At 60.4% G+C, this 26,473-nt stretch carries 25 protein-coding genes; 10 read left to right on the top strand and 15 right to left on the bottom strand.

Translation table 11 applies throughout. The features are described from left to right. Positions 1-84: 84 nt before the first annotated feature. The 4 genes from creD to CAF87_RS12450 all read right to left on the bottom strand — a co-directional run bounded on the left by creD (position 85) and on the right by CAF87_RS12450 (position 4,208). A complete protein-coding gene (creD, locus tag CAF87_RS12465) occupies positions 85-1,455 on the bottom strand; it encodes a cell envelope integrity protein CreD (RefSeq protein ID WP_085731664.1) in 1,371 nt (456 codons plus the stop codon). 82 nt (positions 1,456-1,537) lie between these two features. Continuing rightward, complete coding sequence (creC, locus tag CAF87_RS12460; RefSeq protein ID WP_085731663.1) at positions 1,538-2,953, bottom strand: two-component system sensor histidine kinase CreC; 1,416 nt, start codon at positions 2,951-2,953, stop codon at positions 1,538-1,540. Beyond that, positions 2,953-3,633, bottom strand: coding sequence for a two-component system response regulator CreB (gene creB / locus CAF87_RS12455; RefSeq protein WP_085731662.1), 681 nt, complete (start codon positions 3,631-3,633; stop codon positions 2,953-2,955). Before creB ends, creC begins: the two co-directional genes overlap by 1 nt. 68 nt (positions 3,634-3,701) lie before the next feature. Next, positions 3,702-4,208 (bottom strand): ATP-dependent zinc protease, encoded by a 507-nt coding sequence (locus CAF87_RS12450; RefSeq protein ID WP_085709168.1) that lies wholly within the window; start codon positions 4,206-4,208, stop codon positions 3,702-3,704. A gap of 173 nt (positions 4,209-4,381) precedes the next feature. Between CAF87_RS12450 and CAF87_RS12445 the strand changes: the two genes are divergently transcribed. Further along, positions 4,382-5,269 (top strand): acyltransferase, encoded by an 888-nt coding sequence (locus CAF87_RS12445; protein WP_085731661.1) that lies wholly within the window; start codon positions 4,382-4,384, stop codon positions 5,267-5,269. 1 nt (position 5,270) lies between these two features. Here CAF87_RS12445 and CAF87_RS12440 read toward each other — a convergent pair whose 3' ends face one another. Then, positions 5,271-5,822, bottom strand: a complete 552-nt coding sequence (locus tag CAF87_RS12440) for a DUF2780 domain-containing protein (protein ID WP_085731660.1) — start codon at positions 5,820-5,822, stop codon at positions 5,271-5,273. Positions 5,823-5,971: 149 nt separating this feature from the next. Here CAF87_RS12440 and CAF87_RS12435 point away from each other — a divergent pair, with 149 nt between their 5' ends. The 3 genes from CAF87_RS12435 to CAF87_RS12425 all read left to right on the top strand — a co-directional run bounded on the left by CAF87_RS12435 (position 5,972) and on the right by CAF87_RS12425 (position 7,825). After that, positions 5,972-6,598, top strand: coding sequence for an RNA polymerase sigma factor (locus CAF87_RS12435; protein WP_085731659.1), 627 nt, complete (start codon positions 5,972-5,974; stop codon positions 6,596-6,598). Beyond that, positions 6,595-7,269, top strand: a complete 675-nt coding sequence (locus CAF87_RS12430; RefSeq protein WP_085731658.1) for an anti-sigma factor domain-containing protein — start codon at positions 6,595-6,597, stop codon at positions 7,267-7,269. The genes CAF87_RS12435 and CAF87_RS12430 overlap by 4 nt, the downstream gene beginning before the upstream one ends. A 160-nt stretch (positions 7,270-7,429) precedes the next feature. Then, positions 7,430-7,825 carry a hypothetical protein gene (locus tag CAF87_RS12425; RefSeq protein WP_085731657.1) on the top strand — a complete coding sequence of 132 codons (396 nt, stop codon included), beginning with the start codon at positions 7,430-7,432 and terminating at the stop codon, positions 7,823-7,825. 63 nt (positions 7,826-7,888) lie between these two features. Here CAF87_RS12425 and fdhA read toward each other — a convergent pair whose 3' ends face one another. The 8 genes from fdhA to CAF87_RS12385 form a co-directional block, all read right to left on the bottom strand. Further along, entirely contained in the window at positions 7,889-9,088 is a 1,200-nt protein-coding gene (gene fdhA / locus CAF87_RS12420) for a formaldehyde dehydrogenase, glutathione-independent (RefSeq protein WP_085688554.1), read from the bottom strand. A gap of 98 nt (positions 9,089-9,186) precedes the next feature. Continuing rightward, positions 9,187-10,044 (bottom strand): formyltetrahydrofolate deformylase, encoded by an 858-nt coding sequence (purU, locus tag CAF87_RS12415; protein WP_007959808.1) that lies wholly within the window; start codon positions 10,042-10,044, stop codon positions 9,187-9,189. Between the two features lie 49 nt (positions 10,045-10,093). Beyond that, on the bottom strand, positions 10,094-10,726 hold the full coding sequence (locus CAF87_RS12410) for a sarcosine oxidase subunit gamma (protein ID WP_085731656.1): 633 nt from the start codon (positions 10,724-10,726) through the stop codon (positions 10,094-10,096). A 55-nt stretch (positions 10,727-10,781) separates the two neighbouring features. After that, positions 10,782-13,799 (bottom strand): sarcosine oxidase subunit alpha, encoded by a 3,018-nt coding sequence (locus CAF87_RS12405; protein WP_085731655.1) that lies wholly within the window; start codon positions 13,797-13,799, stop codon positions 10,782-10,784. Further along, positions 13,796-14,125 carry a sarcosine oxidase subunit delta gene (locus CAF87_RS12400; RefSeq protein WP_085731654.1) on the bottom strand — a complete coding sequence of 110 codons (330 nt, stop codon included), beginning with the start codon at positions 14,123-14,125 and terminating at the stop codon, positions 13,796-13,798. Before CAF87_RS12400 ends, CAF87_RS12405 begins: the two co-directional genes overlap by 4 nt. A 14-nt stretch (positions 14,126-14,139) precedes the next feature. Further along, the gene (locus CAF87_RS12395; protein ID WP_085688558.1) at positions 14,140-15,390 is read right to left on the bottom strand and encodes a sarcosine oxidase subunit beta; all 1,251 of its coding nucleotides are present in this window, start codon (positions 15,388-15,390) and stop codon (positions 14,140-14,142) included. A gap of 20 nt (positions 15,391-15,410) precedes the next feature. Further along, positions 15,411-16,664: a serine hydroxymethyltransferase gene (gene glyA, locus CAF87_RS12390; protein WP_085731653.1), complete on the bottom strand. Its 1,254-nt coding sequence runs from the start codon at positions 16,662-16,664 to the stop codon at positions 15,411-15,413. A 159-nt stretch (positions 16,665-16,823) separates the two neighbouring features. Further along, positions 16,824-17,534, bottom strand: a complete 711-nt coding sequence (locus tag CAF87_RS12385; RefSeq protein WP_085731652.1) for a TraX family protein — start codon at positions 17,532-17,534, stop codon at positions 16,824-16,826. Between the two features lie 128 nt (positions 17,535-17,662). On the opposite strand from CAF87_RS12385, the gene CAF87_RS12380 reads away from it, so the two are divergent. The 5 genes from CAF87_RS12380 to CAF87_RS12360 all read left to right on the top strand — a co-directional run bounded on the left by CAF87_RS12380 (position 17,663) and on the right by CAF87_RS12360 (position 22,446). After that, a complete protein-coding gene (locus tag CAF87_RS12380) occupies positions 17,663-18,703 on the top strand; it encodes a low specificity L-threonine aldolase (RefSeq protein ID WP_007959802.1) in 1,041 nt (346 codons plus the stop codon). A gap of 124 nt (positions 18,704-18,827) precedes the next feature. Further along, on the top strand, positions 18,828-19,652 hold the full coding sequence (locus tag CAF87_RS12375) for an NAD(P)-dependent oxidoreductase (protein ID WP_085731651.1): 825 nt from the start codon (positions 18,828-18,830) through the stop codon (positions 19,650-19,652). Positions 19,653-19,742: 90 nt separating this feature from the next. Then, a complete protein-coding gene (locus tag CAF87_RS12370) occupies positions 19,743-20,228 on the top strand; it encodes an Hcp family type VI secretion system effector (RefSeq protein WP_085731650.1) in 486 nt (161 codons plus the stop codon). Next, on the top strand, positions 20,225-21,685 hold the full coding sequence (locus CAF87_RS12365; protein ID WP_085731649.1) for a hypothetical protein: 1,461 nt from the start codon (positions 20,225-20,227) through the stop codon (positions 21,683-21,685). The genes CAF87_RS12370 and CAF87_RS12365 overlap by 4 nt, the downstream gene beginning before the upstream one ends. Continuing rightward, positions 21,682-22,446 carry a hypothetical protein gene (locus CAF87_RS12360; protein ID WP_085731648.1) on the top strand — a complete coding sequence of 255 codons (765 nt, stop codon included), beginning with the start codon at positions 21,682-21,684 and terminating at the stop codon, positions 22,444-22,446. The genes CAF87_RS12365 and CAF87_RS12360 overlap by 4 nt, the downstream gene beginning before the upstream one ends. 57 nt (positions 22,447-22,503) lie before the next feature. Here the strand turns inward: CAF87_RS12360 and gbcB are convergent, their stop codons facing one another. Then, on the bottom strand, positions 22,504-23,604 hold the full coding sequence (gbcB, locus tag CAF87_RS12355) for a glycine-betaine demethylase subunit GbcB (protein WP_085731647.1): 1,101 nt from the start codon (positions 23,602-23,604) through the stop codon (positions 22,504-22,506). A 281-nt stretch (positions 23,605-23,885) separates the two neighbouring features. Between gbcB and gbcA the strand changes: the two genes are divergently transcribed. Further along, positions 23,886-25,178 carry a glycine-betaine demethylase subunit GbcA gene (gene gbcA / locus CAF87_RS12345; protein WP_085688567.1) on the top strand — a complete coding sequence of 431 codons (1,293 nt, stop codon included), beginning with the start codon at positions 23,886-23,888 and terminating at the stop codon, positions 25,176-25,178. 49 nt (positions 25,179-25,227) lie between these two features. On the opposite strand, the gene CAF87_RS12340 is transcribed toward gbcA, so the two are convergent. Next, positions 25,228-26,472, bottom strand: coding sequence for a metallophosphoesterase (locus CAF87_RS12340; RefSeq protein WP_085731646.1), 1,245 nt, complete (start codon positions 26,470-26,472; stop codon positions 25,228-25,230). Position 26,473: the final 1 nt, after the last annotated feature.

Raw genomic sequence — 26,473 nt, 5'->3', positions numbered from 1 at the left:
ACCGAGCGGGAGGCAACGACGCAAAGATCAGCGTCATCAACACCTCGGCCTCCCGCTGCTCCTCACGCAATCCCACGAACCGGCTCATTGCACCGCTCCGATATCGAACTCCAGCGGTTTGGCCGGTTTCTGCCCGATCCCGTACCAGTCCAGATTGCGGGTCAGCACCATGAACACACCGAGCAGACCGAACAGCAGCAGCGAGCCCATCAGCAACGCGTAATCCTCGGCACTCAGCAGGCCATAGAGCAAGCCGTACAACGCCGCCAACCCCGCCGAAAAACTCAAGCCGTGCCGCACGCTGCGCAGCACGTGGCAGACGTAGAACCCGATCAACAGCACACAACCGCTGGCCGACAACAGATACGCCAGGGCAAAACCGATGTGCTCGGACAACGACAGCAGCAACAGATAAAAGAACGCCAGCGCCACGCCCACCAACGCATACTGCATCGGGTGCACCGCCAGGCTTTTCAGCACTTCGAACAGGAAGAAACCAGCGAACGTCAGGACAATGAACAGCAACGCATATTTGATCGCCCGGTCACTTTTCAGGTACTGATCCACCGGATCGATGAAGCTCACGCCGAAACTGCGCCCGTTGAATGCCTCGCAATCGTTGCCCGAGACGCAACGGTTCATGGCCTCTTGCAGGTTGGTGGAGAAAAACGAGGTCTGCCAATCGGCGGTGAAACCCTGATCGGTGACTTCACGCTTGCCCGGCAGGAAGTTGCCGATGAAGCTTGGGTGCGGCCAGTTGGCAGCGAGGTTCACGCGGCTGGTCTTGCCCACCGGCAGCACCTGCAACGAGCCGGTGCCTTGCAGGCGCAAGTCGAAGCCGAAGGCCAGTTCCGTGGTCTTGCCGGTGTCCAGCGCCGGTAGCGTCACTCGCACACCCTCGCCCAGCCAGCCGACCTGAGTGCCGGGCACGAAGTCCAGGCGTTGCGCACCCAGCTCCAGCTTCAGCGCATTTTCGATCCCGCGAATGTCGCTGATACCGACCGCCAGGAATGGCGCATCGAAGGTGTAATCGACGAAGTCTTCCTTGATCCCCAACTGTGCCGGCAGCGAGAAATGCCCGCTGATGCGGTTGTCGGCATGGAACAGCCGCGCCTCGTATATGCCCCGGGCGCGCAGCTCGGTCTGCACCTGGCCGTCCAGTTCAAAACGCTCCGGCAGGAAATACAGGCGCCCACGTTCTTCGCCGATTTCCTGGTATCGCTCGTCGCTCTTCTCTTTGGTCTTCCAGGTGCGCACCACTTTGCGATACGGCACAACCATCACCGGCCCGCTGAGTTGCTGGCTGTAGCTTGAGCTTCTGGCAATGTCTTCCAGCACACCGTCACGCAGTTGCTGGCGATCATCGATGATGCCGTCGATCATCAACAGCGGCACCAGCAACACCAGGATCAGCAGGGCAATGGCCCCGAGTTTTATTGTCAGACTTTTGTTCATGGGACTCTCCCTGTTTCGATGTGCAGAGTCTGCGAAGAGGATGTGGGAGTTTTGTGGGAGGAATGTGGAGTTTGTGTGGAGATTACAACTGCAGGACGACTTCCACCCCGCCTTCGACATTGCCGATGCGCAGTGAACCACCGTGCAACTTGACCACCTCTTCGACGAAGTTGAGCCCGAGACCGGTGCTCTTACGCCCGCTGTCGGGACGTGGCAGAGAGTAGAAACGCTCGCTCAAGCGGGGTAAGGCATAGTCGGGAATCGGCGTGGTTTCGTTGAACAGTCGAAGCACGACCTGCTCGCCAATCCGCTCGGCACTGAAGCGTAGCGAACCGTTTTGCGGCGTGAAATCCAGCGCGTTTTCCAGCAGATTGGCCAGCGCCTGTCGCAACAGAAACGGCTCGCCGATCAACGCCAGATCCGGCGCGATGGTTTGCTCGATCCGCAGTTGCCGGCCTTCGATACGCGCCAATTGTGCCTGTAGCAACTCATTCACCAGCGCCGCCAACGGCACGGCGACGCGCTCCTCAAGGCCCTGCCGCTGTTCGACCTGGGCAAGGTTCAGCAGGCGTTCGATCAACTGCTGCATGCGGGCGCTTTCACTGTCGATATTGCCGACGAAACGCAGGCGCTGATCCGTCGGCATCTCGCCCTGCAACAACTCGGCGGCACCGCGAATCGCCGCCAGCGGGCTCTTCAATTCATGGGTCAGGGTGTGCACATAGCGTTCGACGTAGGCCTTGCCTTCGAGCTGGGTGCGCATCTGTTCAACGGCGGTCGCCAACTGCTCCAGCTCGCCCCCGCGATAGTGCGGCACCGCCACCCGACGGCCCTCGCTCACGGCCTGGGCGTAGACGGTCAAGCGGTGCAGCGCGCGGCTCAGCCACCACGACAGCACGGCGCCCAGCAGCAGGCCGAGGCCGATCAACCCGGCGCCGTAGCCGAGCAAACGGCGTTCGGTGCGATCAACATAAGGTTGCAGTGAACTGTTGGGCTTGGCCACGGTAACCACGCCGATGATCGCGCCGTTGTCGCGGATCGGTGCGCCGACGTGCATCACCGAAGAGTTTGGATCATTAGGGTCACTGCGGCTGGAGCGTGCGCCGTATTCACCGCGCAAGGTCAGGTAGACATCGTTCCAGCGCGAGTAGTCCTGACCGACGGCCAGACCGCTGGAGTCCAGCACCACGATGCCCTTGGCGTCGGTGACGTAGATGCGGTGGTTGACCTGGTTTTTTGCCAGGCCCCAGATCGTCGCCTTCGGCTGGCGTTCGCCATAGGCGTGGAGCAATTCGGGCCAGCGATTCTGGTTGAGGGTGCCGGCCTTGAAATCGTCCCGCAGGATTTCCGCCATCAGGTTGGCGGTATCAACCAGGGTTTCCTCGGTGGACTGACGCACACCGGGGCGGATTTCTTCCATCACGGTGTTGAGCACGAAGTATCCGGTCAGGCCGATAAACAGCACGTACACCAGGAAAATCCGCAGCCCCAGTGACATCAGCTGTGCCCCGGACTGTAGCTGTAGCCGAGGCCGCGATGGGTCTGGATCGGCTCAGCCTCGGCGCGCACCAGTCGCAATTTGGCGCGCACACTTTTGATGTGGCTGTCGATGCTGCGCTCGTAACCGGCATCCGCCGCCACGCCCAGTGCATCGAGCAGTTGCTCGCGGCTGAACACCCGCTCGGGCTGTTCGAGCAGGCATTGCAACAAACGGAATTCATGACGGGTCAGGCTCAACGCCTGGCCGCGATAGCTGATCTGCACGCGTTCGGGGTCGATGCGAAACACCCCCGACCAGGCTTCGGCCGGCGGGCGCGGCGCCATGCGCTTGAGAATCGCCCGTACCCGCGCCGCCACTTCCCGAGGGCTGAACGGTTTGACCACGTAGTCGTCGGCACCGATTTCCAGGCCCACCACCCGGTCGATCTCGGCATCCCGGGCACTGAGGAACAGCACCGGCACTTCGCTGAACCGGCGCAGTTGCTTGCAGGTTTCGAAGCCGCTGATGTCCGGCAGGCCGATGTCGAGGATGATCAGGTCGGCCGGTGTCTTGCGCTGATGCTCCAGCGCTTGCGCGCCGAGGCTCAGCCAGGTCGTGGTGAAGCCCTCGCCCTGCAAGGCAAAAATCAGCGTGTCGGCAATCGCCGCTTCGTCATCGACAATCAGGATATGAGGCATGGCGTCCGAGCCTGTGGATTAAGTGCGCGAACGGTGCCCCAAGCCTGACGTTACGTCAATGAGACCACTTAGCAGTCCGGCTTGTCGGCGGTGAAACGCCGCGCCGGGTTTACCGCTGCACCGAACTCACGCAAGGCCTTGGCACCGATCAGCAACGGGTAGTTGAAGTGGCTGCGGTCGGTCAGGTTGACCTCGACGGTACGCTTGACGTTGCCCAGGCACAGCTCCAGATCGACCACCGGACGCTTGGCGACTTCCGTGGTGTCGCGATCCTCGTCGTCCTCGTCGGAGCGGCTCTTGATCTTGCTGATCCGCGCGATCTTGTGTTCGAACACCTTGTTGCTGGCGTCCTTGGTGGCGAGGCGGAAGCGAACCCAGTCTTCACCGTCGCGGGTGAAGGTCTCGATGTCCTTGGCCGACAGCGAGGCGGTCAGCGCGCCGGTGTCCATTTTCGCCTTGAGCACTTGCCCGCCGATTTCCGGCAGCGCGATGTATTCGTAGCGCCCGTACAGGGTCGGCTCGGCGGCCAGCACCGGCAGGGCAACGAGGGAAAGCAATGCAAGGAGGGATTTCACGTAATGGGCTTCCTTGGAAAATGGGGGCGTCTGACGCGAGATTTTAGACCGCTGTTCGCTTGATCGTTCCCGCAAGGCTAACCCGCCAAAGGTGAAACATTCGTAACCCATGATTTGGCCTGTCGCCCGAAGCCACTTATCATGGCGCGCCCATCCGCTTTCAAGAGTTGCTTATGCGCCGCCTGCTCACCGGCTGTCTCGTCACCCTGCTGCTGTTGTCCAACACCCTCGTGCTCTTTGGCCCGCTGATGGTGTTCGCCCTGCTCAAGCTGATCCTGCCGGGGCGCTTTCGCGATTACGCCTCGTGGGCGGTGATGTGGATCGCCGAGACTTGGGCGGAAATCGACAAACTGATCTTCCGTCTGTGCATCCCCACCCAGTGGGACATCCGTGGCGGCGACGATCTGCGAGGCGACACGTCCTATCTGGTCATCAGCAACCATCAGTCCTGGGTAGACATCCCCGCGCTGATCCAGACCCTCAACCGGCGCACGCCGTTCTTCAAGTTCTTCCTCAAGAAGGAACTGATCTGGGTGCCGTTCCTGGGTCTGGCCTGGTGGGCGCTGGATTACCCGTTCATGAAGCGCTACACCAAGGCGTTCCTGGCGAAGCACCCGGAACTAGCCGGCAAGGACCTGGAAATCACCAAAGCGGCGTGCGAGCTGTTCAAGCGTCAGCCGGTGACAGTGGTCAACTATCTGGAAGGCACTCGCTATACCTCGGCCAAAAGCACTCAGCAGCAGTCACCGTTCAGTCATCTGCTCAAGCCCAAGGCCGGTGGCGTGGCATTTGTACTGGCGGCGATGGGTGAACAGCTGGACGCGATTCTCGATGTGACCGTGGTTTATCCACAATCGAAGATTCCGGGGTTCTGGGACCTGATCAGCGGCAACGTGCCGCGCGTGATCATCGATATCCGCACCCGTGAACTCGACCCGGCGCTGTGGCAGGGCGACTACGAAAACGATCCGGTGTTTCGCGAGAAGATCCAGAACTGGGTCAACCAGCTCTGGACCGAGAAAGACCAGCGCATCGCCGAACTGCGCGGCGAGCGCCGCTGAATCAGCTGCCGGTGCCCCAGATACTGCCCAGGCTCTGCAGCAACGAGCCGCCAACACCCTGCTGACCGAGGTATTGCAGCAGGATCGGGGCAAACTGGCCGACCATGCCGCTGTCCATGCCCAACGCACCGAAGGCGTTGTTCAGGTCATTGGTGTCCTTGACGTTACCCAAGGCATTTTCCAGCCCGGCGGACTTGCCCGAGGAGCCGAGCAGACCGCTCAGCGCCGCCAGATTGCCGCCGCCACCGGAGAGTTTGTCGATCCCCGGCACGTCCTTGGCCAACTGCGAATAGTCCGTGTTGCTGAGCTTGTTCTTCGCCAGGCCCAGCATGGCACTGGTGCCGCCTACCGCTTGCTGCGGCGTAACGTTCAACGCGCTCAGCGCACTCAACAGACCGGCGGTTTCCGAGGTCGGTGCCGCTGCCGCTGCCTTGTCACCGCCCTGCATGCCCGATACCGCACCGGCAACGTCGTTCAGGCTGAAACCGGCAAACACCGGTCCGGCCGCCAGGGTCAGGAGCGATGCCAGGGCAAAACCGCGTGAAATCTTCATTCAGACATCCTCTTGTGGCGTGAAAACCCTTCGTCGACGAAGAGTAAAACTGCCGGTTTGACCGAGTTTCCGCCGGCATGTTCCGAGCGTAGTGCATCCATCTTGAGCCGGCTCGCGTATAGGAAATGTGAAACCCCGGAAATCGAACCATGAATGGCACGAGCGCTGTCGCTGAACTAGCCTGTGAACTACCCGAAACCAGCACCCGTCCTGTCTGGAGACTTGCCATCACCCTCGCCGACACCGATCAGCTCCGGCAATTGCTGGCCCAGTGTTCACTGGGCGACCGCCGCGCCTTCGAAACGCTGTACCGCTGCGTGGGCCCGCGCCTGCACGGCGTGGCCCTGCGCTTCATGGGACGCCCGGATCTGGCCGAGGAAGTGTTGCAGGAAAGCTTCGTGCGGATCTGGAACAACGCCTCACGCTACGAATCGCATCTGTCGGCACCGATGACCTGGATGATCAACATCACCCGCCATCAGGCCATCGACCAGTTGCGCAGGCACCGCGACCGGCCTCTGACCGATTTTGAACAGGACGCTCTGACGGACGAAAGCCCCTCCGCCCACGACCAGTTGAACAGCGCCCGCGAAGCCACAGCCCTGAACCGCTGCCTGGACACCCTTGAAGGCATGCAGCGCCAGTCGATTACCGTGGCGTATTTTCAGGGTTTGTCCTGCTCGGAACTGGCCGAGCATCTAGCGGCGCCGCTGGGTTCGGTCAAGTCATGGATTCGCCGTGGCATGGAACGCCTGCGCCGGTGCCTTGAATCATGAACTATCAAACCCCTGCCCTGCGCCGCGCCCTCGCCGCCGATTACGCTATCGGCTTGATGGCTGCGCCGGCCCGTCGGCGTTTCGAGCAATTGCTGCTGGAAGACGCCGCCCTGCGGACCGAACTGGCGCACTGGCAGGAAAGCCTCGCCAGCCTCACCGAAACACTGCCGGAGGTTCCGGTGCCGGAGCGCGTGTGGCATGGCGTTACCACGCGGATCGAACCGCAAGAACTGCATGTGCCGGAGAAACGTCCGTTCTGGAACTGGCTGCGGGTGACGGCGGCACTGGCCTCCATCGTGGTGCTGGTGTTTCTCGGCTCGCTGTACACCCACGACGACGCCCGCTACCGCGCGACCCTGCTGAGCGCTGATGCGCAACCGGCGCTGAAGGTCGAGGCCCACGACGATTACCTGCAAGTCGAGCCATTGACATTGGCGGCCGTCGATCCTCAGCGCAGCCTGGAACTGTGGGCAATTCCGGCCGATGGCAAGCCGATCTCGCTGGGCGTAATCCCGGCGGGTGGCAAAGGCAAGGTTGAATTGAGCGACGCGCAAAAGGCGCTGATCGGCAAGCCGATTGCGCTGGCGGTCAGTCTTGAGCCGAAGGGTGGATCGCCGACCGGGCAGCCGACGGGACCGGTGCTTTATCAAGGGGCGTTGGCGGCGCTGTGATTCTTGTCAGGTACACGGTGAGTGCATACATAGGCCATATATTTCTAAAAGACTTTGAATTAATTCCAAACTCAACTAAATACCTGTCAAATCTGACAGTAGGAATAAGTTAGCCAATCTTCGAGCATAGGCACTCAAACCCAGTAATGGAGTGCGCACCATGCTCAAACAATTGACCGTCGCTGTACTTACCACCTTGGCCTTCGCCGGCACCGCCTACGCTGACACCTGCCCACTCGCCTCGTCGTTCAATAAAGTGGCCAGTGGATACGAGGTAGCCGGCCCGAATGGCCCGGAAGCAGTCGAGGTTGACCCAAGCAACGCAAGTGAAACGGATGTCAAAAGCCTGAAATTCACCGCTGCACGCCTCAAAGAAAAAGACGGAAACAGCGCTAGAGTGGTCTGCCAATACGAAGACGGAAAAACACCGGTTGATATCGCAGCAACGACCGTTTGGAGAACCGGAAAACCGACTCAAACAGACGGTGGCAACTGGCAGGGTGATGACTGCGCGACCAAGGACGGTGATGTTCACAAGTGCGCATTCAAGCACTGATAACAACGTTGCATGAAAAGAAGAAGGGCAACCCGATGGTTGCCCTTCTTCATGGAGCGGAACTTACGCCGCACTAAACAACTTGTGCGGATCAATCACAAACTTCTTCGGCACACCCGCATCAAACTCGCCGTAACCTTCCGGCGCCTGGTCGAGGCTGATGACCTGCACGCCCACCACTTCGGCGATGTTGATGCGGTCCCACATGATCGCCTGCATCAGCTGGCGGTTGTACTTCATCACCGGAGTCTGGCCGGTGTGGAAGCTGTGGGATTTCGCCCAGCCTAGGCCGAAGCGGATGCTCAGGCTGCCCATTTTCGCGGCGGCATCGACAGCGCCCGGATCTTCGGTCACGTACAGGCCCGGGATACCGATCTTGCCGGCGACACGCACCACGCCCATCAGCGAGTTGAGCACCGTGGCCGGGGCTTCGGATTTGACGCCGTCGTGACCATGGCCGCGAGCTTCGAAGCCAACGCAGTCCACCGCGCAATCCACTTCAGGTTCGCCCAGCAGCGCGGCGATCTGTTCGTGCAGCGGAGTGTCTTTCGACAGGTCGACGATTTCAAAACCCTGAGCCTTGGCGTGGGCCAGGCGGATGGTGTTGACGTCACCGACGATCACGACTGCAGCGCCCAGCAAGCGGGCCGAAGCAGCCGCCGCCAGACCGACCGGACCGGCGCCCGCGATGTAAACGGTGCTGCCCGGGCCAACGCCAGCGGTGACGGCACCGTGGTAACCGGTCGGCAGGATGTCGGAGAGGCAGGTCAGGTCACGGATTTTCTCCATGGCCTTGTCGCGGTCCGGCAGCTTCAGCAGGTTGAAGTCGGCGTACGGCACCAGCACGTATTCGGCCTGGCCACCGGTCCAGTCGCCCATGTCGACGTAACCGTAGGCACCGCCGGCGCGAGCCGGGTTGACGGTCAGGCAGACGCCGGTGTGTTGCTCCTTGCAGGAACGGCAGCGCCCGCAAGCCACGTTGAACGGAACGGACACCAGGTCGCCGATTTTCAGGTTTTCGACGTCGCTGCCCTTCTCGATCACTTCACCGGTGATCTCGTGCCCCAGCACCAGACCGACCTGAGCCGTGGTACGGCCGCGCACCATGTGCTGGTCGGAGCCGCAAATGTTGGTTGAAACCACACGCAGGATGACACCGTGCTCGATCTTCCTGCCGCGCGGATCCTGCATTTTCGGATAGTCGATTTTCTGTACTTCGACCTTGCCAGCGCCGAGATACACCACACCACGATTGCCAGACATGCTTTCACCTCGCTGTTGTTTTTATGGAACCGCGCCGCCCAGGCAGGCAGCGCGTTAAGTGCTCGGGTTATTGCTTGTTGGTTTTGCGTTGTTATGACTTAAAGAACGACGGTGCGATTGGCGTTCAGGAACACCCGCCGCTCAATGTGATATCCAACGGCCCGGGCCAGGGTCAGGCCTTCGATGTCGCGCCCCTTGGCAATCAGGTCTTCCGGATAATGACTGTGATCCACCGCCTCGACGCCCTGGGCGATGATCGGCCCCTCGTCGAGGTCGTTGTTGATGTAGTGCGCGGTCGCGCCCACCAGTTTCACGCCCTTGTTGTAGGCCTGGTGATACGGCTTGGCGCCCTTGAAGCCCGGCAGCAGCGAGTGGTGAATGTTGATCGCCTTGCCATCGAGCTTGCGGCACAGCTCCGGTGACAGCACCTGCATGTAGCGGGCGAGAATCACCAGTTCAGCGCCGGCCTCCTCGATCACCTGCCACACCTGCCGCTCCTGGGCCGGTTTGTCGTTGGGGTCGAGGGGGAAATGGTAGTAGGGAATCTGGTGCCAGTCGGCCAGCGGCTTGAGGTCCGGGTGGTTGGAGACCACCGCCGCCACGTCCATGGACAACTGGCCGATGCGCTGGCGGTAGAGCAAGTCGTTGAGGCAGTGATCGGCCTTGGAAACCATGATCACCACTTTTGGCCGGTAGTTCGGCGCGGTCAGCTCGAAGATCATGCCGAACGCCTGACCGCGTTCGGCGAGGCCGGCGCGAAAGGATTGCTCGTCGAAACCATCGGGCTGACGGAATTCCACGCGAATGAAGAACCGGCCCGAGAGCCGGTCATCGAACGAGTGGTGCTCGGTGACGTAGCAGCCCTGCTCGAACAGAAAACGCGTCACCGCGTCCACGGTGCCGAGAACGCTGGGGCAGTCGGCGGTCAGAATCCATGTATCCGGGGCGCGGCTCATTGTTGCTCTTCTCCTCTACTCGTTCCCACGCACAGCGTGGGAACGATCATTACGCCTGAACGCTAAGGCCGTATTCGGCGGACGCATCCTGCAACCACAACCACCAGTAATCCGAGAAGCTGCGACGAATCAGCAGTTCCCAGGTGTCTTCAGCGGTGTGGCGGATCATCAGCTGCGACTTGGCGAACACCGTGCCCACAGCCTTGCCGACCGGGAAGTTGTTCGGGTGCACGTCGTAGCTGGTGGATTTCATCAGCACCTGACGCACGTTCGGGCCACTCAGCTCAAGCAGCTGCTGGCCGCCGCTGACGTTGACGATTGCGATGTGCAGATCGCCCAGCGCTTCGCGCAGTTTCTGCTCCGCGGCGAACTCTTCACCGCTCGGCACGATCAGCAGCCACTCGTCCGGGCCCATCCATTGCAGGCTGGTTTCGCCTTTGACGATCACGCTCAGGGCGCCCGGCAACTCGATGCCCAGGGCCTTGTGCACGCCGGCAGCGAACGCGGCATCGTGGCCGTCGCCACGGATGGTCAGATGGCCGAGAAGTTTCTTCTCGCGCACGGTCACGCCGGCGCTTTTGCGGCCCTTGCCGACCAGGCTGGCGAGGTCGGCGTGATGCAGCGACGACTCGGCCTTGGCCCCGGTGGTCGGGCGTTGTTGGTAAACGTTGGCTGCGGTCATAAAGCACCCTTCCTGAATTCTGTGCCGCTCCCGCGCCAGGCGCGGGAGCGATCAATTAGATGTTCTGGCGATCGCCTTTCGGATCGAAGAACACCGAAGAAACGATTTCCGCCTCGATCACGCTGCCGTCCGCCAGCGGTGCGAACACCCGCTCGCCCATGCGCTTCAGACCGCCCTTCACCACGCCCATGGCAAACGAATAGCCGAGGGAGTTGTGCGCGTAGCTGGAGGTCACGTGGCCGACCATGGTCATCGGGATCGACTGCTTGGTGTTGAACACCAGCTGTGCACCTTCCGGCAGCCATACGTTCGGATCGATCGGCTTCAGGCCGACCAGCTGTTTACGCTGGTCACGCACGCAGTCTTCACGGTTCATGCCGCGCTGGCCGATCCACGAGAACGGCTTGGTGCGACCGACGCACCAACCCATGTTCAGGTCGTCCGGGGTCATCGAGCCGTCGGTGTCCTGGCCGACGATGATGAAGCCCTTCTCGGCCCGCAGCACGTGCATGGTCTCGGTGCCATACGGGGTCAGGTTGTACTGCTTGCCCGCCTCGACGATTTTTTCCAGCACACCCATTGCGTAATCGGCCTGGACGTTGACTTCGTACGACAGCTCACCGGTGAACGAGATGCGGAATACCCGCGCCGGCACACCGCCGACCAGACCTTCTTTCCAGGTCATGAACGGGAACGCTTCGTTGGCCAGATCGATGTCGGTCACGGCGCTGAGCAGCTTGCGGCTGTTCGGGCCGGACAAGGTCATGGTCGCCCAGTGGTCGGTGACGGAGGTGAAATACACCTTCAGGTCCGGCCATTCGGTCTGGTGGTACAGCTCCAGCCACTGCAGGACACGAGCCGCGCCGCCGGTGGTGGTGGTCATGACGAAATGGTTGTCGGCCAGACACGCCGTCACACCGTCGTCGAAGACCATGCCGTCTTCCTTGCACATCAGGCCGTAACGGGCCTTGCCCACGTCGAGCTTGGTCCAGGCGTTGGTGTACACGCGGTTGAGGAACTCGCGGGCATCCGGGCCCTGGATGTCGATCTTGCCCAGGGTCGAAGCGTCAAGCAGGCCAACGCTGTCGCGCACAGCCTTGCATTCGCGTTTGACCGCGGCATGCATGTCTTCACCGTTCTTCGGGAAGTACCACGGACGTTTCCACTGACCGACGTCTTCGAACTCGGCGCCGTTTTTCAGGTGCCATTGATGCAGCGCGGTGTAACGCACCGGTTCGAAGATGTGCCCGCAGTGACGGCCGGCCACCGCGCCGAATGTCACCGGCGTGTAGTTCGGACGGAACATCGTGGTGCCCATCTGCGGGATGGTCACGTTCAGCGAACGGGCCGCAATCGCCAGGCCGTTGACGTTGCCGAGCTTGCCCTGATCGGTGCCGAAGCCCAGCGCGGTGTAGCGTTTGACGTGCTCGACCGATTCGAAACCTTCGCGGGTCGCCAGTTCGATGGCGGCGGCGGTCACGTCGTTCTGCAGGTCGACGAATTGCTTCGGCGCCCGGGAAGTACCTTTCTCATGCGGCACCTGGAACAGCGCCAGCGTCGGTTCTTCGTGACGGCTCAGGGCTTTCGGCAATACACCTTCGACGGTCTGGAAACCGGCTTCGGACGCAGCGCGCACGCCGCCTTCAAAACCGTCGGCCAGGGAATCGCCGAGACCGTAGACGCCGTTGATGCCACCGACGCACACGCGTTTCTGCGGTGCTTCGCCCGGTACGAAACCGAGGATGTCTTCGCGCCAGATCGGCTTGCCACCGAGGTGCGACGCCAAGTGAACCACCGGGCTGTATCCGCCGGAGCTGGCGATCAGGTCGCAGTCGAGCCATTCGCCCGGGCTGGTGACCTTGTGGCCTTTGACATCGATCGCCGCCACGCGGGCAGCGGTAACGCGCTTGCTGCCACGGGCCTCGATCACCGCGCTGCCGGTGAGGATGCGAATGCCTTTGGCGCGCGCTTCCTCCACCAGTGCACCGCGCGGATTGCTGCGGGCATCGGCGATGGCGACCACTTGCAGGCTGGCGTCGAGCCAGTCCAGCGCCACGCGATAGGCGTGATCGTTGTTGGTGGTCAGCACCAGCTTCTTGCCCGGCGCCACGCCGTAACGGCGCACGTAGGTCGACACTGCGCCGGCGAGCATGTTGCCCGGCACGTCGTTGTTGCCGTAGACCAGCGGACGCTCGTGAGCGCCGGTCGCCAGCACCACACGCTTGGCGCGGACGCGGTGAATGCGCTGACGCACCTGGCCGATCGGAGCACGGTCACCGAGGTGATCGGTGAGGCGTTCGTGAATGGTCAGGAAGTTGTGGTCGTGGTAACCGTTGACCGTGGCGCGCGGCAACAGCAGCACGTCCGGGGTGTTCTTCAATTCAGCGATGACACTGGCCACCCACTCCATCGCAGGCTTGCCGTCGAGGCTTTCGCGGGAGTCGAGCAGGCTGCCGCCGAACTCTTCCTGTTCATCGGCGATGATCACCCGCGCACCGCTGCGCGCAGCCGCCAGCGCAGCCGCCAGACCGGCCGGGCCGGCGCCGACGATCAGCACGTCGCAGTGCTGGTTCATGTAGTCGTACGTGTCCGGATCGACCTCGGTCGGCGAACGACCTAAACCTGCTGCCTTGCGAATGTACTTCTCGTAAGTCATCCAGAACGATTGCGGATACATGAAGGTTTTGTAGTAGAAACCCGGCGGCATCAGCTTGCCGCCGACCTTCCCGAGAATCCCCATCATGTCGTTGTTGACGCTCGGCCAGCCGTTGGTGCTGGTGGCGACCAGGCCCTGGTACAACGCCTGTTGCGTGGCACGCACGTTCGGAATCTGGGTGGCTTCGGTCGCACCGATCTGCAGCACTGCGTTCGGCTCTTCGGCACCGGCGGCGAAGATGCCGCGTGGACGCGAATACTTGAAGCTGCGGCCAATGATGTCGACGCCGTTGGCCAGCAGGGCTGCGGCCAGCGAGTCGCCTTCGAAACCTTTGTAAGTCTGGCCGTTGAAGGTGAAGCTCAGCACTTTGTTGCGGTCGATCCGTCCACCGTTGGACAGGCGATTGGTCTGGCTCATACCTTCTCTCCCAGCGCCGTCGCGGCTGTTTTCGCAGTGTCAGCCTTGTCGGTGAATTGCGGCTTGGTGCCGATCTTGTAGGTTTCGAGAATCTCGTAGGTCACGGTGTCGCGGGTGACGTTGAAGTACTGGCGGCAACCGGCGACGTGATCCCACAACTCGTGGTGCAGACCGCGAGGGTTGTCGCGGAAGAACATGTAGTCGCCCCACTCCTCGTCGGTGCAGCTGTTCGGATCCAGCGGACGCGGAATGTGCGCCTGGCCGGATGCATGGAATTCCTCTTCGGAGCGCAGTTCGCCGCAGTGAGGACAGAAGATATGCAACATGGGAATTTCTCCTGTTAGTGGGCGACAGCCGCAGCGCCGTGTTCGTCGATCAACGCACCGCTGTGGAAACGGTCGATGGAGAAAGGTGCGGCCAGCGGGTGCATTTCACCCTTGGCCAGACTCGCGGCAAACACGTTGCCCGAGCCAGGTGTGGCCTTGAAGCCACCGGTGCCCCAACCGCAGTTGAAGAACATGTTCGGCACCGGGGTTTTCGAAATGATCGGGCAGGCGTCCGGCGTGGTGTCGACGATGCCGCCCCACTGACGGTTCATGCGCACCCGCGACAGCACCGGGAACATCTCGACGATGGCCTGGATGGTGTGCTCGATCACCGGGTACGAACCGCGCTGACCGTAGCCGTTGTAGCCGTCGATACCGGCGCCGATCACCAGGTCGCCCTTGTCGGACTGGCTGATGTAACCGTGCACGGCGTTGGACATGATCACGCTGTCGATGATCGGCTTGATCGGCTCGGACACCAGTGCTTGCAGCGGGTGGGATTCGATCGGCAGACGGAAACCGGCGAGTTTGGCCATGTGCCCGGAGTTACCGGCGGTGACCACCCCGACGCGCTTGGCGCCGATGAAGCCCTTGTTGGTTTCTACGCCGATGCACACGCCGTTTTCCTTGCGGAAACCGATCACTTCGGTCTGCTGGATCAAGTCCACACCGAGGGCGTCGGCGGCACGGGCAAAGCCCCACGCCACGGCATCGTGACGGGCCACGCCGCCGCGACGCTGGACGGTTGCACCCATCACCGGATAGCGGGTGTTTTTCGAGCAGTCGAGGTACGGGATTTCGTCAGCGACTTGCTTGGCGTTGAGCAGTTCGCCGTCGACGCCGTTGAGGCGGTTGGCGCTGACCCGACGCTCGGAATCACGAATGTCCTGCAGGGTGTGGCACAGGTTGTAGACGCCGCGTTGGGAGAACATCACGTTGTAGTTCAGGTCCTGAGACAGGCCTTCCCACAGTTTCATCGCGTGTTCGTAAAGGTGCGCCGACTCGTCCCACAGGTAGTTGGAGCGAACGATGGTGGTGTTGCGCGCGGTGTTACCACCGCCCAGCCAGCCCTTTTCGACCACGGCCACGTTGGTGATGCCGTGTTCCTTGGCCAGGTAGTAGGCAGTCGCCAGACCGTGCCCGCCGCCGCCGACGATGACCACGTCGTAGACCTTTTTCGGGGTCGGCGTGCGCCACATGCGCTGCCAGTTTTCGTGGTGGCTGAGGGAGTGCTTGAAGAGGCCGAAGCCCGAATAGCGTTGCATAGTCATTTACTCCAGAACGCTCAGCGATAAACCGGGAAGTCTGCGCACAGGGCCGCAACCTGCTGGGCGACGTTGGCCTCGACATCGGCATCGCCGAGGTTGTCGAGGATGTCGCAGATCCAGCCGGCCAGCGTCACGCACTGGGTCACCTTGAAGCCACGAGTCGTCACCGCCGGGGTGCCGATGCGCAGGCCGGAGGTGACGAACGGCGACTGCGGGTCGTTCGGTACGGCGTTCTTGTTGACGGTGATGTGCGCGCGACCGAGGGCGGCGTCGGCGTCTTTACCGGTGAGGCCCTGACGGATCAGGCTGACCAGGAACAGGTGGTTGTCGGTGCCGCCGGACACTACATCGTAGCCACGTTTGATAAATACGCTCGCCATCGCCTGAGCGTTGTCGATCACTTGTTGCTGATAGGCCTTGAAGCCAGGCTCCAGCGCTTCCTTGAAGCACACGGCTTTACCGGCGATGACGTGCATCAGCGGGCCGCCCTGGGCGCCGGGGAATACCGCCGCGTTGAGCTTCTTCTCGATCTCTTCGTTGGCCTTGGCCAGGATCAGGCCGCCACGCGGACCGCGCAGGGTCTTGTGAGTCGTGGTGGTGACCACATCGGCGTACGGCAACGGGTTCGGGTACAGACCGGCAGCCACCAGACCGGCGACGTGGGCCATGTCGACGAACAGCAGCGCACCGACCTTGTCGGCGATCTGACGGAAGCGTGGGAAATCGAGGGTTTTCGAGTAGGCCGAGAAACCGGCGACGATCATTTTCGGTTTGTGCTCTACGGCCAGACGCTCGACTTCGTCGTAATCGATCAGGCCGGTCTTGGTGTCGATGCCGTACTGCACGGCGTTGTACAGCTTGCCCGAGGACGAGACCTTGGCGCCGTGGGTCAGGTGACCGCCATGTGCCAGGCTCATGCCCAGAATGGTGTCGCCGGCCTGGATCAGCGCCAGATAGACAGCGCTGTTGGCCGAGGAACCGGAGTGCGGCTGGACGTTGGCGTAATCGGCGCCGAACAGTTGCTTGGCGCGTTCGATGGCCAGCGCTTCGACCTTGTCGACGTGCTCGCAGCCACCGTAGTAGCGCTTGCCCGGATAGCCTTCGGCGTACTTGTTGGTCAAGCCGCTGCCTTGCGCTTCCATGACGCGTTTGCTGGTGTAGTTCTCCGACGCGATCAGCTCGATGTGATCTTCCTGACGTTGCTCCTCGGCATTCATCGCCGCCAGCAGTGCATCGTCGTAACCCTGGATCCGGTCTTGCTTGCTGAACATCGCGTCTCTCCCAGCGGCATCTGTGCGCCATTCGTCTCGGTAAGGCACTGGCTATGTTGGCAGTGCCCTTTGATGCCGATGGTATGGCCGGCGCAGGGAGGTCAAATGCCTACGGACGCCACGCAAAGGTGCGTTTACGACATGCCGACAGCGATGGACTCAAACAAGCAGCTGGCGCAACCCCAGAAGAACGAGGAAATGCGCGGGATAGAGCGCATACGCCCAGCGCCGCAGGGGTGGCGCGCGGAGGAAAGTGGCATGTCGCAACAGGAACATTCCGGCCAGCGGCGCGATCAGGCAGGTCGCAATGCCGAGGAGCGCCACACGGTTGCCGAACTGCGCGGATTCGAAGAGCACCTGCCACTGATTCGCCGCCAGACACACCAGCCCCGGCAGCAGGCTGAAATACCAGGGTTTGCGAAACACCAGCAACATCGCCAGCGGCAGCAGGACGCCGAACAGACCGAACATCAGTCGCTCCGGGAACAACGCGGCCACCAGCAAGGCACCTATGCCCAGCAGTCGCGAAATCGCTGTTCGATCCTGCCAGCCCCGCGCCACCAACAAACCCAGCGCCAGCGTGGGCATCACGTTCAAGGTGTCAGGATCCGGGATGTACAAACGGTAGGGAATCTCGCTGAACAGACTGAACAGCAGCAACCAGCCCAGATAGCGCCATTCGGTCTTGCGCGCGCCGTCCCGCGCCAGGTTCGCCGCCATCGCCAGACAGAACCACGGGAACGCCAGCCGCCCCGGCACATACAGCCAATCGGCGCTGATCCCGACATATCGCAGGTGATCGAGCAGCATGCCCAGCAGCGCCAGCCACTTGAGCAGATCGAGTGCGCCGTCGCGCCGGCTCAGGTGCATAATCGGCTTGCATCCTTGTAAAGTTTTGACAGCGACATCCCGTGTGCTCCCCGGATGATCTTCGGTACAGTGCGCACCATCATTGACCCCACGAAGCGCCACAAGCGCCTCGATCACGGAAGCCGGCCATGACCGACAAGAGCCAACAATTCGCCAGCGACAACTATTCCGGTATCTGCCCTGAAGCCTGGGCTGCCATGGAACAGGCCAACCACGGCCACCAGCGCGCCTATGGCGACGATGAGTGGACAGCACGCGCCTCCGATTATTTCCGCAAGCTGTTCGAGACCGACTGCGAAGTGTTCTTCGCCTTCAACGGCACCGCCGCCAACTCCCTCGCGCTGTCGTCGCTGTGCCAGAGTTACCACAGCGTCATCTGCTCGGAAACCGCCCACGTCGAAACCGACGAATGCGGCGCCCCGGAGTTCTTCTCCAACGGTTCGAAACTGCTGATCGCCGGCACTGAAAACGGCAAGATCACCCCGGCCTCGATCCGCGAAGTCGCCCTCAAGCGCCAGGATATCCACTACCCGAAACCACGGGTCGTAACCCTGACCCAGGCCACCGAAGTCGGCAGCGTCTACACCCCGGAAGAAGTCCGCGCCATCAGCGACACCTGCAAGGAACTGGGCCTGAACCTGCACATGGACGGCGCGCGGTTCTCCAACGCCTGCGCGTTCCTCGGCTGCTCGCCGGCAGACCTGACCTGGAAGGCCGGCGTCGACGTGCTGTGCTTCGGCGGCACGAAAAACGGCATGGCGGTGGGTGAAGCGATCCTGTTCTTCAACCACAAACTGGCCGAAGACTTCGACTACCGCTGCAAACAGGCCGGGCAATTGGCCTCGAAGATGCGTTTCCTGTCGGCCCCGTGGGTCGGCATCCTGGAAAACGACGCCTGGCTCAAGTACGCCCGCCACGCCAACCACTGCGCGCAACTTTTGGCAGAACTGGTCAGCGACATCCCGGGCGTGGAACTGATGTTCCCGGTCCAGGCCAACGGCGTATTCCTGCAACTCTCGGAACCGGCCATCGCCGCCCTGACCGCTCGCGGCTGGCGCTTCTACACTTTCATCGGCAAGGGTGGCGCCCGCTTCATGTGCTCGTGGGACACCGAAGAAGAACGCGTGCGTGAACTGGCCCGCGACATTCGCGAAGTCATGTCGGCCTGATCCCCTTCCCGTGGCGCGGGAGCCTGCTCCCCCGCCACCGCTCACCTCTCCCTCCCGTTTCAGCTCCATCGTCTACATTGTCTGTCGAGCCATCGCTCACATAACAATAAGCAGGAGCTTGCGCATGTCGCTAAAAGGCAAAACCTTGTTCATCACTGGCGCCAGCCGTGGCATCGGGCGCGAGATTGCGCTGCGGGCTGCACAGGACGGGGCCAATATCGTGATCGCGGCCAAGAGCGCCGAACCGCACGCCAAGTTGCCCGGCACCATCCACAGCGTCGCCGCTGAAGTCGAAGCGGCCGGCGGCAAGGCTTTGGCGTTGCAACTGGATGTGCGTGATGAAGACGCGGTGCGTCAGGCGCTGGCCCAGGCCAACGAACATTTCGGCGGAATCGATGCACTGGTGAACAACGCCGGGGCGATCAAACTGACCGGTGTGCAACACATCGAACTCAAGCGTTTCGATCTGATGCACCAGATCAACACCCGCGCGGTTTTGCTGTGTAGCCAGGCGGCCCTGCCCTACCTGAAAAAATCCTCTGGGCACATTCTCAACTTGTCACCGCCGCTGAACATGGCCAGCAAATGGTTCGCGCAATACAGCCCCTACACCGTAACCAAGTACGGCATGAGCATGCTGACGGTGGGCATGAGCGAGGAATTCGCCAACTACGGGATCAGCGTCAATTCGCTGTGGCCGCAGACCATGATCGCCACGGCGGCGATCGAGTTTCAGTTGGGCAATCGGGAGTCGTTCAAGCATGCGCGTAAGCCGGCGATCATGGCGGATGCGGCGCATGTGATTCTGAGTAGCAGCGGACGGCGGATTACCGGGCGTCTGTTGATTGATGAGGAGATCTTGCGGGAGAACGGCGTAAGCGATTTCGATCACTATCGATATGAGCCGGACAGCCACGAAAAACTAATGCCCGATCTGTTTATTGACTGAGTAATTTCAGAATCGGACTACGCCAAACCCTACATAAAACAAACAAACCTCGCCATAGACTGCCGACTCCCATTTCAAGGACTGCAGACTATGGCGAACCCCGGCTACATGACCATCAAGGGTAAAACCCAGGGACTGATATCAGCAGGATGTTCAACAGCCGAGTCTGTCGGCAATACCTTTCAGACGGCGCACACCAATGAAATCATGGTGCTGTCCTACAGCCACAACATGGCCAATGCCGGCAACATCAACCACCCCACACATGCCCCGGTCATCATTACCAAAAGGCTCGACAAGTCCTCTCCGCTGCTGGCGCAGGCGCTTGCAAACCGAGAAGAAGTCAGCTGTAGGATCAGCCTCTACCGAACGTCGCCTCAAGGTCAGCAAGAGAAGTTCTATTCCGTCTCCATCGATGGTGCCGTTCTGGTTGATCTCTCCCTTGATTTGCCACACGCGATCCTGCAAAACGACGCCGAACCTCAAGAGCAACTGGCCCTTCGTTATCGAGAAATCCGTTGGGTCCATCACATCGCCGGCACCACCGGGTATGCCTCGTGGGGCGAAGAGGATTGAGTTCTCCGCGACATGATCTCTGCGATGTGCAGAGTTCTGCCAATAAACTGCTGGCACAGGCACTGACCACTGGCGCTCGCCATCTGGCTTACGGGATGGCGCGCGTGCAGTTCAATCATGGGGTAGCTTACTTCGTCAGGCACATCGTCGAAGATGTTGCCGCCGGACGTTTACCCCCGAAGCAAGGCCTGTACGCACTTGCACAGGAACAACGAAACCTCCTGAACCAGTCCCGGCTTTTGCTGCAAAACAGGCAGCGAACAATCACTCGCACGGCCAGAGCCCGACCGCAGTCGATGCTCACGCAGCCCGCAGCGAATCCTGATCCGGAACGACTGCTGCGAGCCGTTCATCTGCAAGACTTGAAAGTCTCGCGCTCGAACGTCGCTCCTGTCCCGTCTGCGCGCCCGCTCCCAGACCTGCAGCTTTTTCCCAGCGAGCGCAGGCCCCAGGAGTTGCCGACACCGGAGGAGCCAGGGTTCTATATCGTGCCCAAAAGCCTGCCCGCCGAGAAACTGCAGGTGCAACTGTTTCCGTCGCCCAACCCGAGCGTCATCGCCAAATTCAAAAGCCTCAATCCGATGGAAGCCATAGTAAAAGCCGGAACGCTGATTGTCCTGAGCGACCCGGACAATCAGCAATGCACCTATGAAGAATCATTGCTAATGGAAACGGCACACATCGTCAGCATGGCGCTGGCGCCGTTGACGATGGAAGAAGCTGATTTCATGGCGCAACACCACGGCGTTATTCAGAGTGCACTTTCAGTTGAATCGAAAGTGATAGGCGTCACCACGGCCATGGCGGCCAATTATCTGGATGGAATAAAAAACGCGCTTCAAGAAATCGAAAACTTGCATACCAAAACCCTCGGCGCGAATGGCAGCCTGAACTCAAAAGCGTTTAAAAAACAACGTACACAGCTGCTTAACAAGCTGGATAACCGACTCACCAACTTCACCAAAATAACCATTGGCCTGCCTGATCACCCGAACCTCAAAGCAGCCCTCGGCATTGATCATCCGCACCTAGTGCATCGATGGAAAAAGGCTGGCGGTATCGGCCAGAACCCGGGATATGCCACTCATATTCAAGCCGTCACCAAGGCATCGCGATATGTCAAATATGGAGGTTGGATTGGCACCGCTGTGGGAGGTAGCGCATCGGCAGTGAGGGTCCAGGATGTTTGCGCAAATGGCAGCATCGAAGCGTGTGAAAAGGTGAAGTTCACGGAGACCGGAAGCTTTTTGGGTGGAGTGGGTGGAGGAATAGTAGCCGGCGCGCTCGTGAGCTTAACGGCCTCAACGATCTGTGTAGGAGTTGGTCTCCCGACTGGCGGGCTCGGTACTGCCCTTTGTGCTGCTCTATTGGCAGGAGTCGGAAATTACGCCGGCGGGACTTTGGGCGAAAAAGGCGGCGAGCAGGTCGCGGAGAAAGTATACGAGGCTGCTAAATGATTCTTTGCATTACAGAGAAAATATTGTTGTTGATCGGCATTGTAGATTTCATCGGTATATTTACGCTGATAGGCGTGATGTTGTATGTCGCCAAAACAAAAACCGAAACCATATTAAGCCACCTAACAAACAGTTCAATTTCGAGCAAAATAACAATGCTTTGGCACGGAGGACCTTGGGGCAGAATTTACATGATGGGAGAAGTGTTCGCCATCATGAGAAGCCCTGCGATTTATATTCATACCGGAAAGCTTTGCGCGAAAGACTTTGAAAACTTCCCACAAAAACTTAGAAAAAAATTAATCACCTTATACAGACTCGTTTTTATTTTTTTCGCAATCATGATGTGCCTAGGGTTAGTCGCATATATAGAAGATATGCAAGACATCGCAATAAACCCAATAGTGATTATGGCAATGGTTAGTCTCACAGGTCTGTTATTAGTAAATGGAATTTTGCTTTATGTCGCCAAAAGAAGACTGGAAGTAATCCTTACCAGCCTTAAACGAAGCTCGATCACCTCGTCTCTGTTCATGCTATGGCAAGCGGGCTTGGGGGGGCGAATTTATATGTTGGGAGAGATTTTTGGCATCCTCAAAAACCCTTCACGGTATATTTCCCAAGGCAAAGTAAGCGCAAGAGACGTTAAGAATTTCCCACCGAAACTCAAACGCGACTTGCTTAAACTGAATAAATACCAGCAAATATTTGGCTTTACGTTCGCGGGCTTTGGCTTGCTCGCCATGTCTGGACTGATTTGAAATCGCATTTTCCAGGCGATTTCCTCAATGAGGAGATCGCCCTAGATGCAAACCTACTTAAAACTCGATCCGAACATCCCCCTTCGGCACGCTGCAGCAAGAAAGAATGTACCCCTCTGCCTCGTCGTCCTCGGTAATCCCGCCGTTGTGATCCATCTCCACCTCGCCGCCGAGTTTGAGCACCTTGCACGTCCCGCAGATCCCCATGCCGCAGGCTTTCGGGATCATCAGGCCGACCTTGGCCGCCGCCGCATGCACGGTCTCGCCCGGAGCCACGCGGATGCTCTTGTCCGAAGAGGTGAATTCCACCAGGTGCAGATCCGCCGCCGGGATTTCCGGTGCTTCGGCGGCCTGTTCGGCCTGTTCCACTGCATCGGCGCGAGCTTCCGGCGGTGTGGCGCCGAAGGATTCCTCGTGGTAGCGCTTCATGTCGTAGCCGGCGTTTTCCAGCAGGCGCTTGACCGCCGTCATGTAAGGCGTCGGGCCGCAGCAGAAGACTTCGCGCTCGAGGAAGTCCGGCACCATCAGTTCCAGCATCTTGTGGTTGAGGTAGCCACGATAGCCGGCCCACGGCTCGCCCAGCCCATGCTTCTCGCAGATCAGGTGCAGACTGAAGTTGTCGATCCGCGACGCCATGTGTTCCAGCTCGCGGTGGTAAATGATGTCCTTCGGTGAGCGGGCGCTGTGGATGAACGTCATGTCGACGTTGCCGTTGGTGTCGTAGAACCAGCGCGCCATGGACATCACCGGGGTGATGCCGACACCGCCGCTGAGGTACAGCACTTTCGGGCTCGGGAAGTCGATGGCGTTGAACAGCCCGACCGGGCCGTGCACCGCCAGCTCCTGACCTTCATGCAGGGTGTCATGCAGCCAGTTGGACACCTTGCCCCCCGGCACGCGCTTGATGGTCACCGAAAAGCTGTACGGCACCGACGGCGAGCTGGAGATGGTGTACGAACGCATGATCGGCTGGCCTTCGATTTCCAGCTCCAGGGTCACGAACTGCCCGGGCTTGAAGAAGAACAGGATCGGCTGGTCGGCCATGAAGCAGAAGGTGCGCACATCCCAGGTTTCCTGGATGACTTTGACGCAACGGACGATGTGTCGGCCATTGGCCCAGGTCTGGGTGGTGACCGGATTCAGGAAGCTGTTCGACATGCTGTTCTCCACGGCCGACTGTCGGCCTTCATGTGGCGATTCTGCGTATAGCGCGAACGGCCCGTTTACCTATCCGCGACATTCACATACTTATCGCGACCAGCCCCCAACCACCGGGGGTTGCGCGTCGGGAACAGATTGCACCATGTCGCCCATGGATAAGGTTCCGGGCAGCGCCGGCCCCACACTCGCCCTCAACACAAACGGTTTCTTTACACCTTGCGCTGCAACCCTGATCAGCCACTTTCGCGGCCACGCAGATGGCCTTGAGGAATTCATCGATGGACACCGCAAAAATCAGCCTGGGCGACCCGCTGGAACCCGCACGCAAGGCCACCGCACAAATGCTGCAGGAACGCGAGCGCACCTTCTCGCTGCCGCAACCGTTCTACAGCGACGAGCGCCTGTTCGATATCGACATGCAGGAGATCTTCCAGAAAGAGTGGTTGATCGCCGGCATGACCTGCGAGATCCCGGCCAAGGGCAACTACCTGACGCTGCAGATCGGCAAGAACCCGATCATCGTGATCCGCGGCGCCGAAGGCGTGGTACACGCATTCCACAACGTCTGCCGCCACCGTGGCTCGCGCCTGTGCACCAGCGACAAGGGCAAGGTCGCCAAGCTGGTCTGCCACTACCACCAGTGGACGTATGAGCTGGACGGTCGACTGCTGTTCGCCGGTACCGAGATGGGCGCCGACTTCGACATGAACCAGTACGGCCTCAAACCGGTGAACGTGAAGACCGCCGGCGGCTACATCTTCATCAGCCTGGCCGAGAATCCGCCGGCCATTGATGACTTCCTGTCGACCCTGAACCACTACATGGAACCGTATGACATGGAAAACACCAAGGTGGCGGTGCAAACCACCTTGATGGAAAAGGCCAACTGGAAACTGGTGCTGGAAAACAACCGCGAGTGCTACCACTGCAACGGTTCGCACCCGGAATTGCTGAAAACCCTGCTGGAGTGGGACGACGTCACCGACCCGCGTGCCGACCAGGCGTTCAAGGACCACGTCGCCGCGTCTGCTGCCGCGTGGGAAGCCGAAAAGATCCCTTATGCCCACGCCAGTTTCGGCCTGCGTAACCGTATCGTGCGCATGCCGCTCCTCAAAGGCACCGTGTCGATGACCATGGACGGCAAACAGGGCTGCGCCAAACTGATGGGCCGGATCAAGAACCCGGACCTGGGCTCGATGCGCATCCTGCACCTGCCGCACTCGTGGAACCACTGCATGGGCGACCACATCATCGTGTTCACCGTGTGGCCGATCAGCGCCCAGGAAACCATGGTCACCACCAAGTGGCTGGTGCACAAGGATGCCGTGGAAGGCGTGGATTACGACGTCGAGCGCATGCGCAAAGTGTGGGACGCGACCAACGATCAGGACCGCCGCCTGGCCGAAGAAAACCAGCGTGGGATCAACTCCACCGCGTACCAGCCGGGGCCGTATTCCAAGACTTATGAGTTCGGCGTGGTCAATTTCGTCGACTGGTACAGCGAGCGCATGCTGAGCAACCTCGGTGCCGAGCCTGCGCCTTACCTCAAGGGTGTTCCGGTTCAGGGCTGATTCGCGTCATTGATCGTTCCCGCGTCCTGCGCGGGAACGATCAAACGGATCACTTCGATTTCCACCTCACAGACCCATCCTCCCCGATAAACTCTTCGAAAATATCTTCCCCCACCAACCTGATCTTCGCGTAGCCGTTCAACACCCGCAGCGGATAGTCCGGATCCTTCGCATCCTGCGTCTCGGAAAACAATATCCGTGAATGCCCGTTCAGTTCGCTGGTGGTGCCGTAGGGAATCGCTCCGTGCCCGGCACAGCGCGCATGCAATCCACCCTGTGGCGCATAGACGATGCCGTTGTGCAGATGCCCCCAATACCAGTAATCCGGCTCGCGCCCCAGTGCATCGCATACGGGTTGATACAGCGCGGTCTTGTTGTGTCCGGTGATATCGAAGCCCTGATGGTGGCTGAGCACCATCAGTTTCTTGCGTTTGGGTAAGCCCTTCATCCAGGCGATTTGCGGTTCGTTCAGCGTGCCGTCCATGTACAGGTTCATCACGTCCGAAGCATAGGCCGTGTCCAGCCCGACAATCAGCCAGTCGTCATTGATCAGGGCAAAGTAGCTGGTGCCCTGCTGCCCCGGAAAACGCGCGGCCAGTTCTTTGAAATAACCGTGGGCGCCGCTGTACATCTCGTGGTTGGAATTGAGGGTGAACGAGCCGTGGCTGCCCATCGGCCAACCGGCCATATCGGTGTCTTCCTGGGAATGGGTACCGGCGTAATAAACGTCCCCCAGGTGAATGGTGAAATCGGCATTGGCCAGTTGCATCTGGTTGGCCACCGACACCGCCGGCGCGTGGCTGTTGAACGGCCCGGTGCCCCAGTCGCCGGCAATCGCCAACGTCACTTCGCGCTCCATTGTCACCAGCGCCGGATCGGTGCCGAAGGTCGCGTGATGGCGCAGGTTTTCGATCCACTTGAGCAGCGCCTCGCTCCACAGCAGATCCAGCAGTTCCCACTTGCGGCAGCCGAACAGTGTGCCGTCCTTGAGTACTTTGGTTTGCAGTTGATCGGGCGATTGCGGCAACGGCGTCGCGTTACCGATGCGCAGGATCGACAAGCCGTGGGACAACTCCCACGGCACGGCCGGCTCGTCATCCGGCAACTCTCCGTGCTTGAGCACGTACTGCGCCTGATCGTGACCGCGCTGGAGCAGCTTGATGATGGCCTGGAACTCCTCGGGCTCCAGTTCACTGATGAGCTTCATCCAGGCCATTTCGATGCGCGTGAGCAAACCGTGCAAGCGTACTTTGACCTTGTCGTATTCATGCTTCAGATGACCGACCGCTGACATG

Origin of the sequence: Pseudomonas sp. R38(2017) (assembly GCF_002112395.1) — a bacterium.
Classification (GTDB): Bacteria; Pseudomonadota; Gammaproteobacteria; order Pseudomonadales; family Pseudomonadaceae; genus Aquipseudomonas.
The sequence above is the reverse complement of the archived record's forward strand: the minus strand, read 5'-3'. Positions and strand labels throughout refer to the sequence as shown.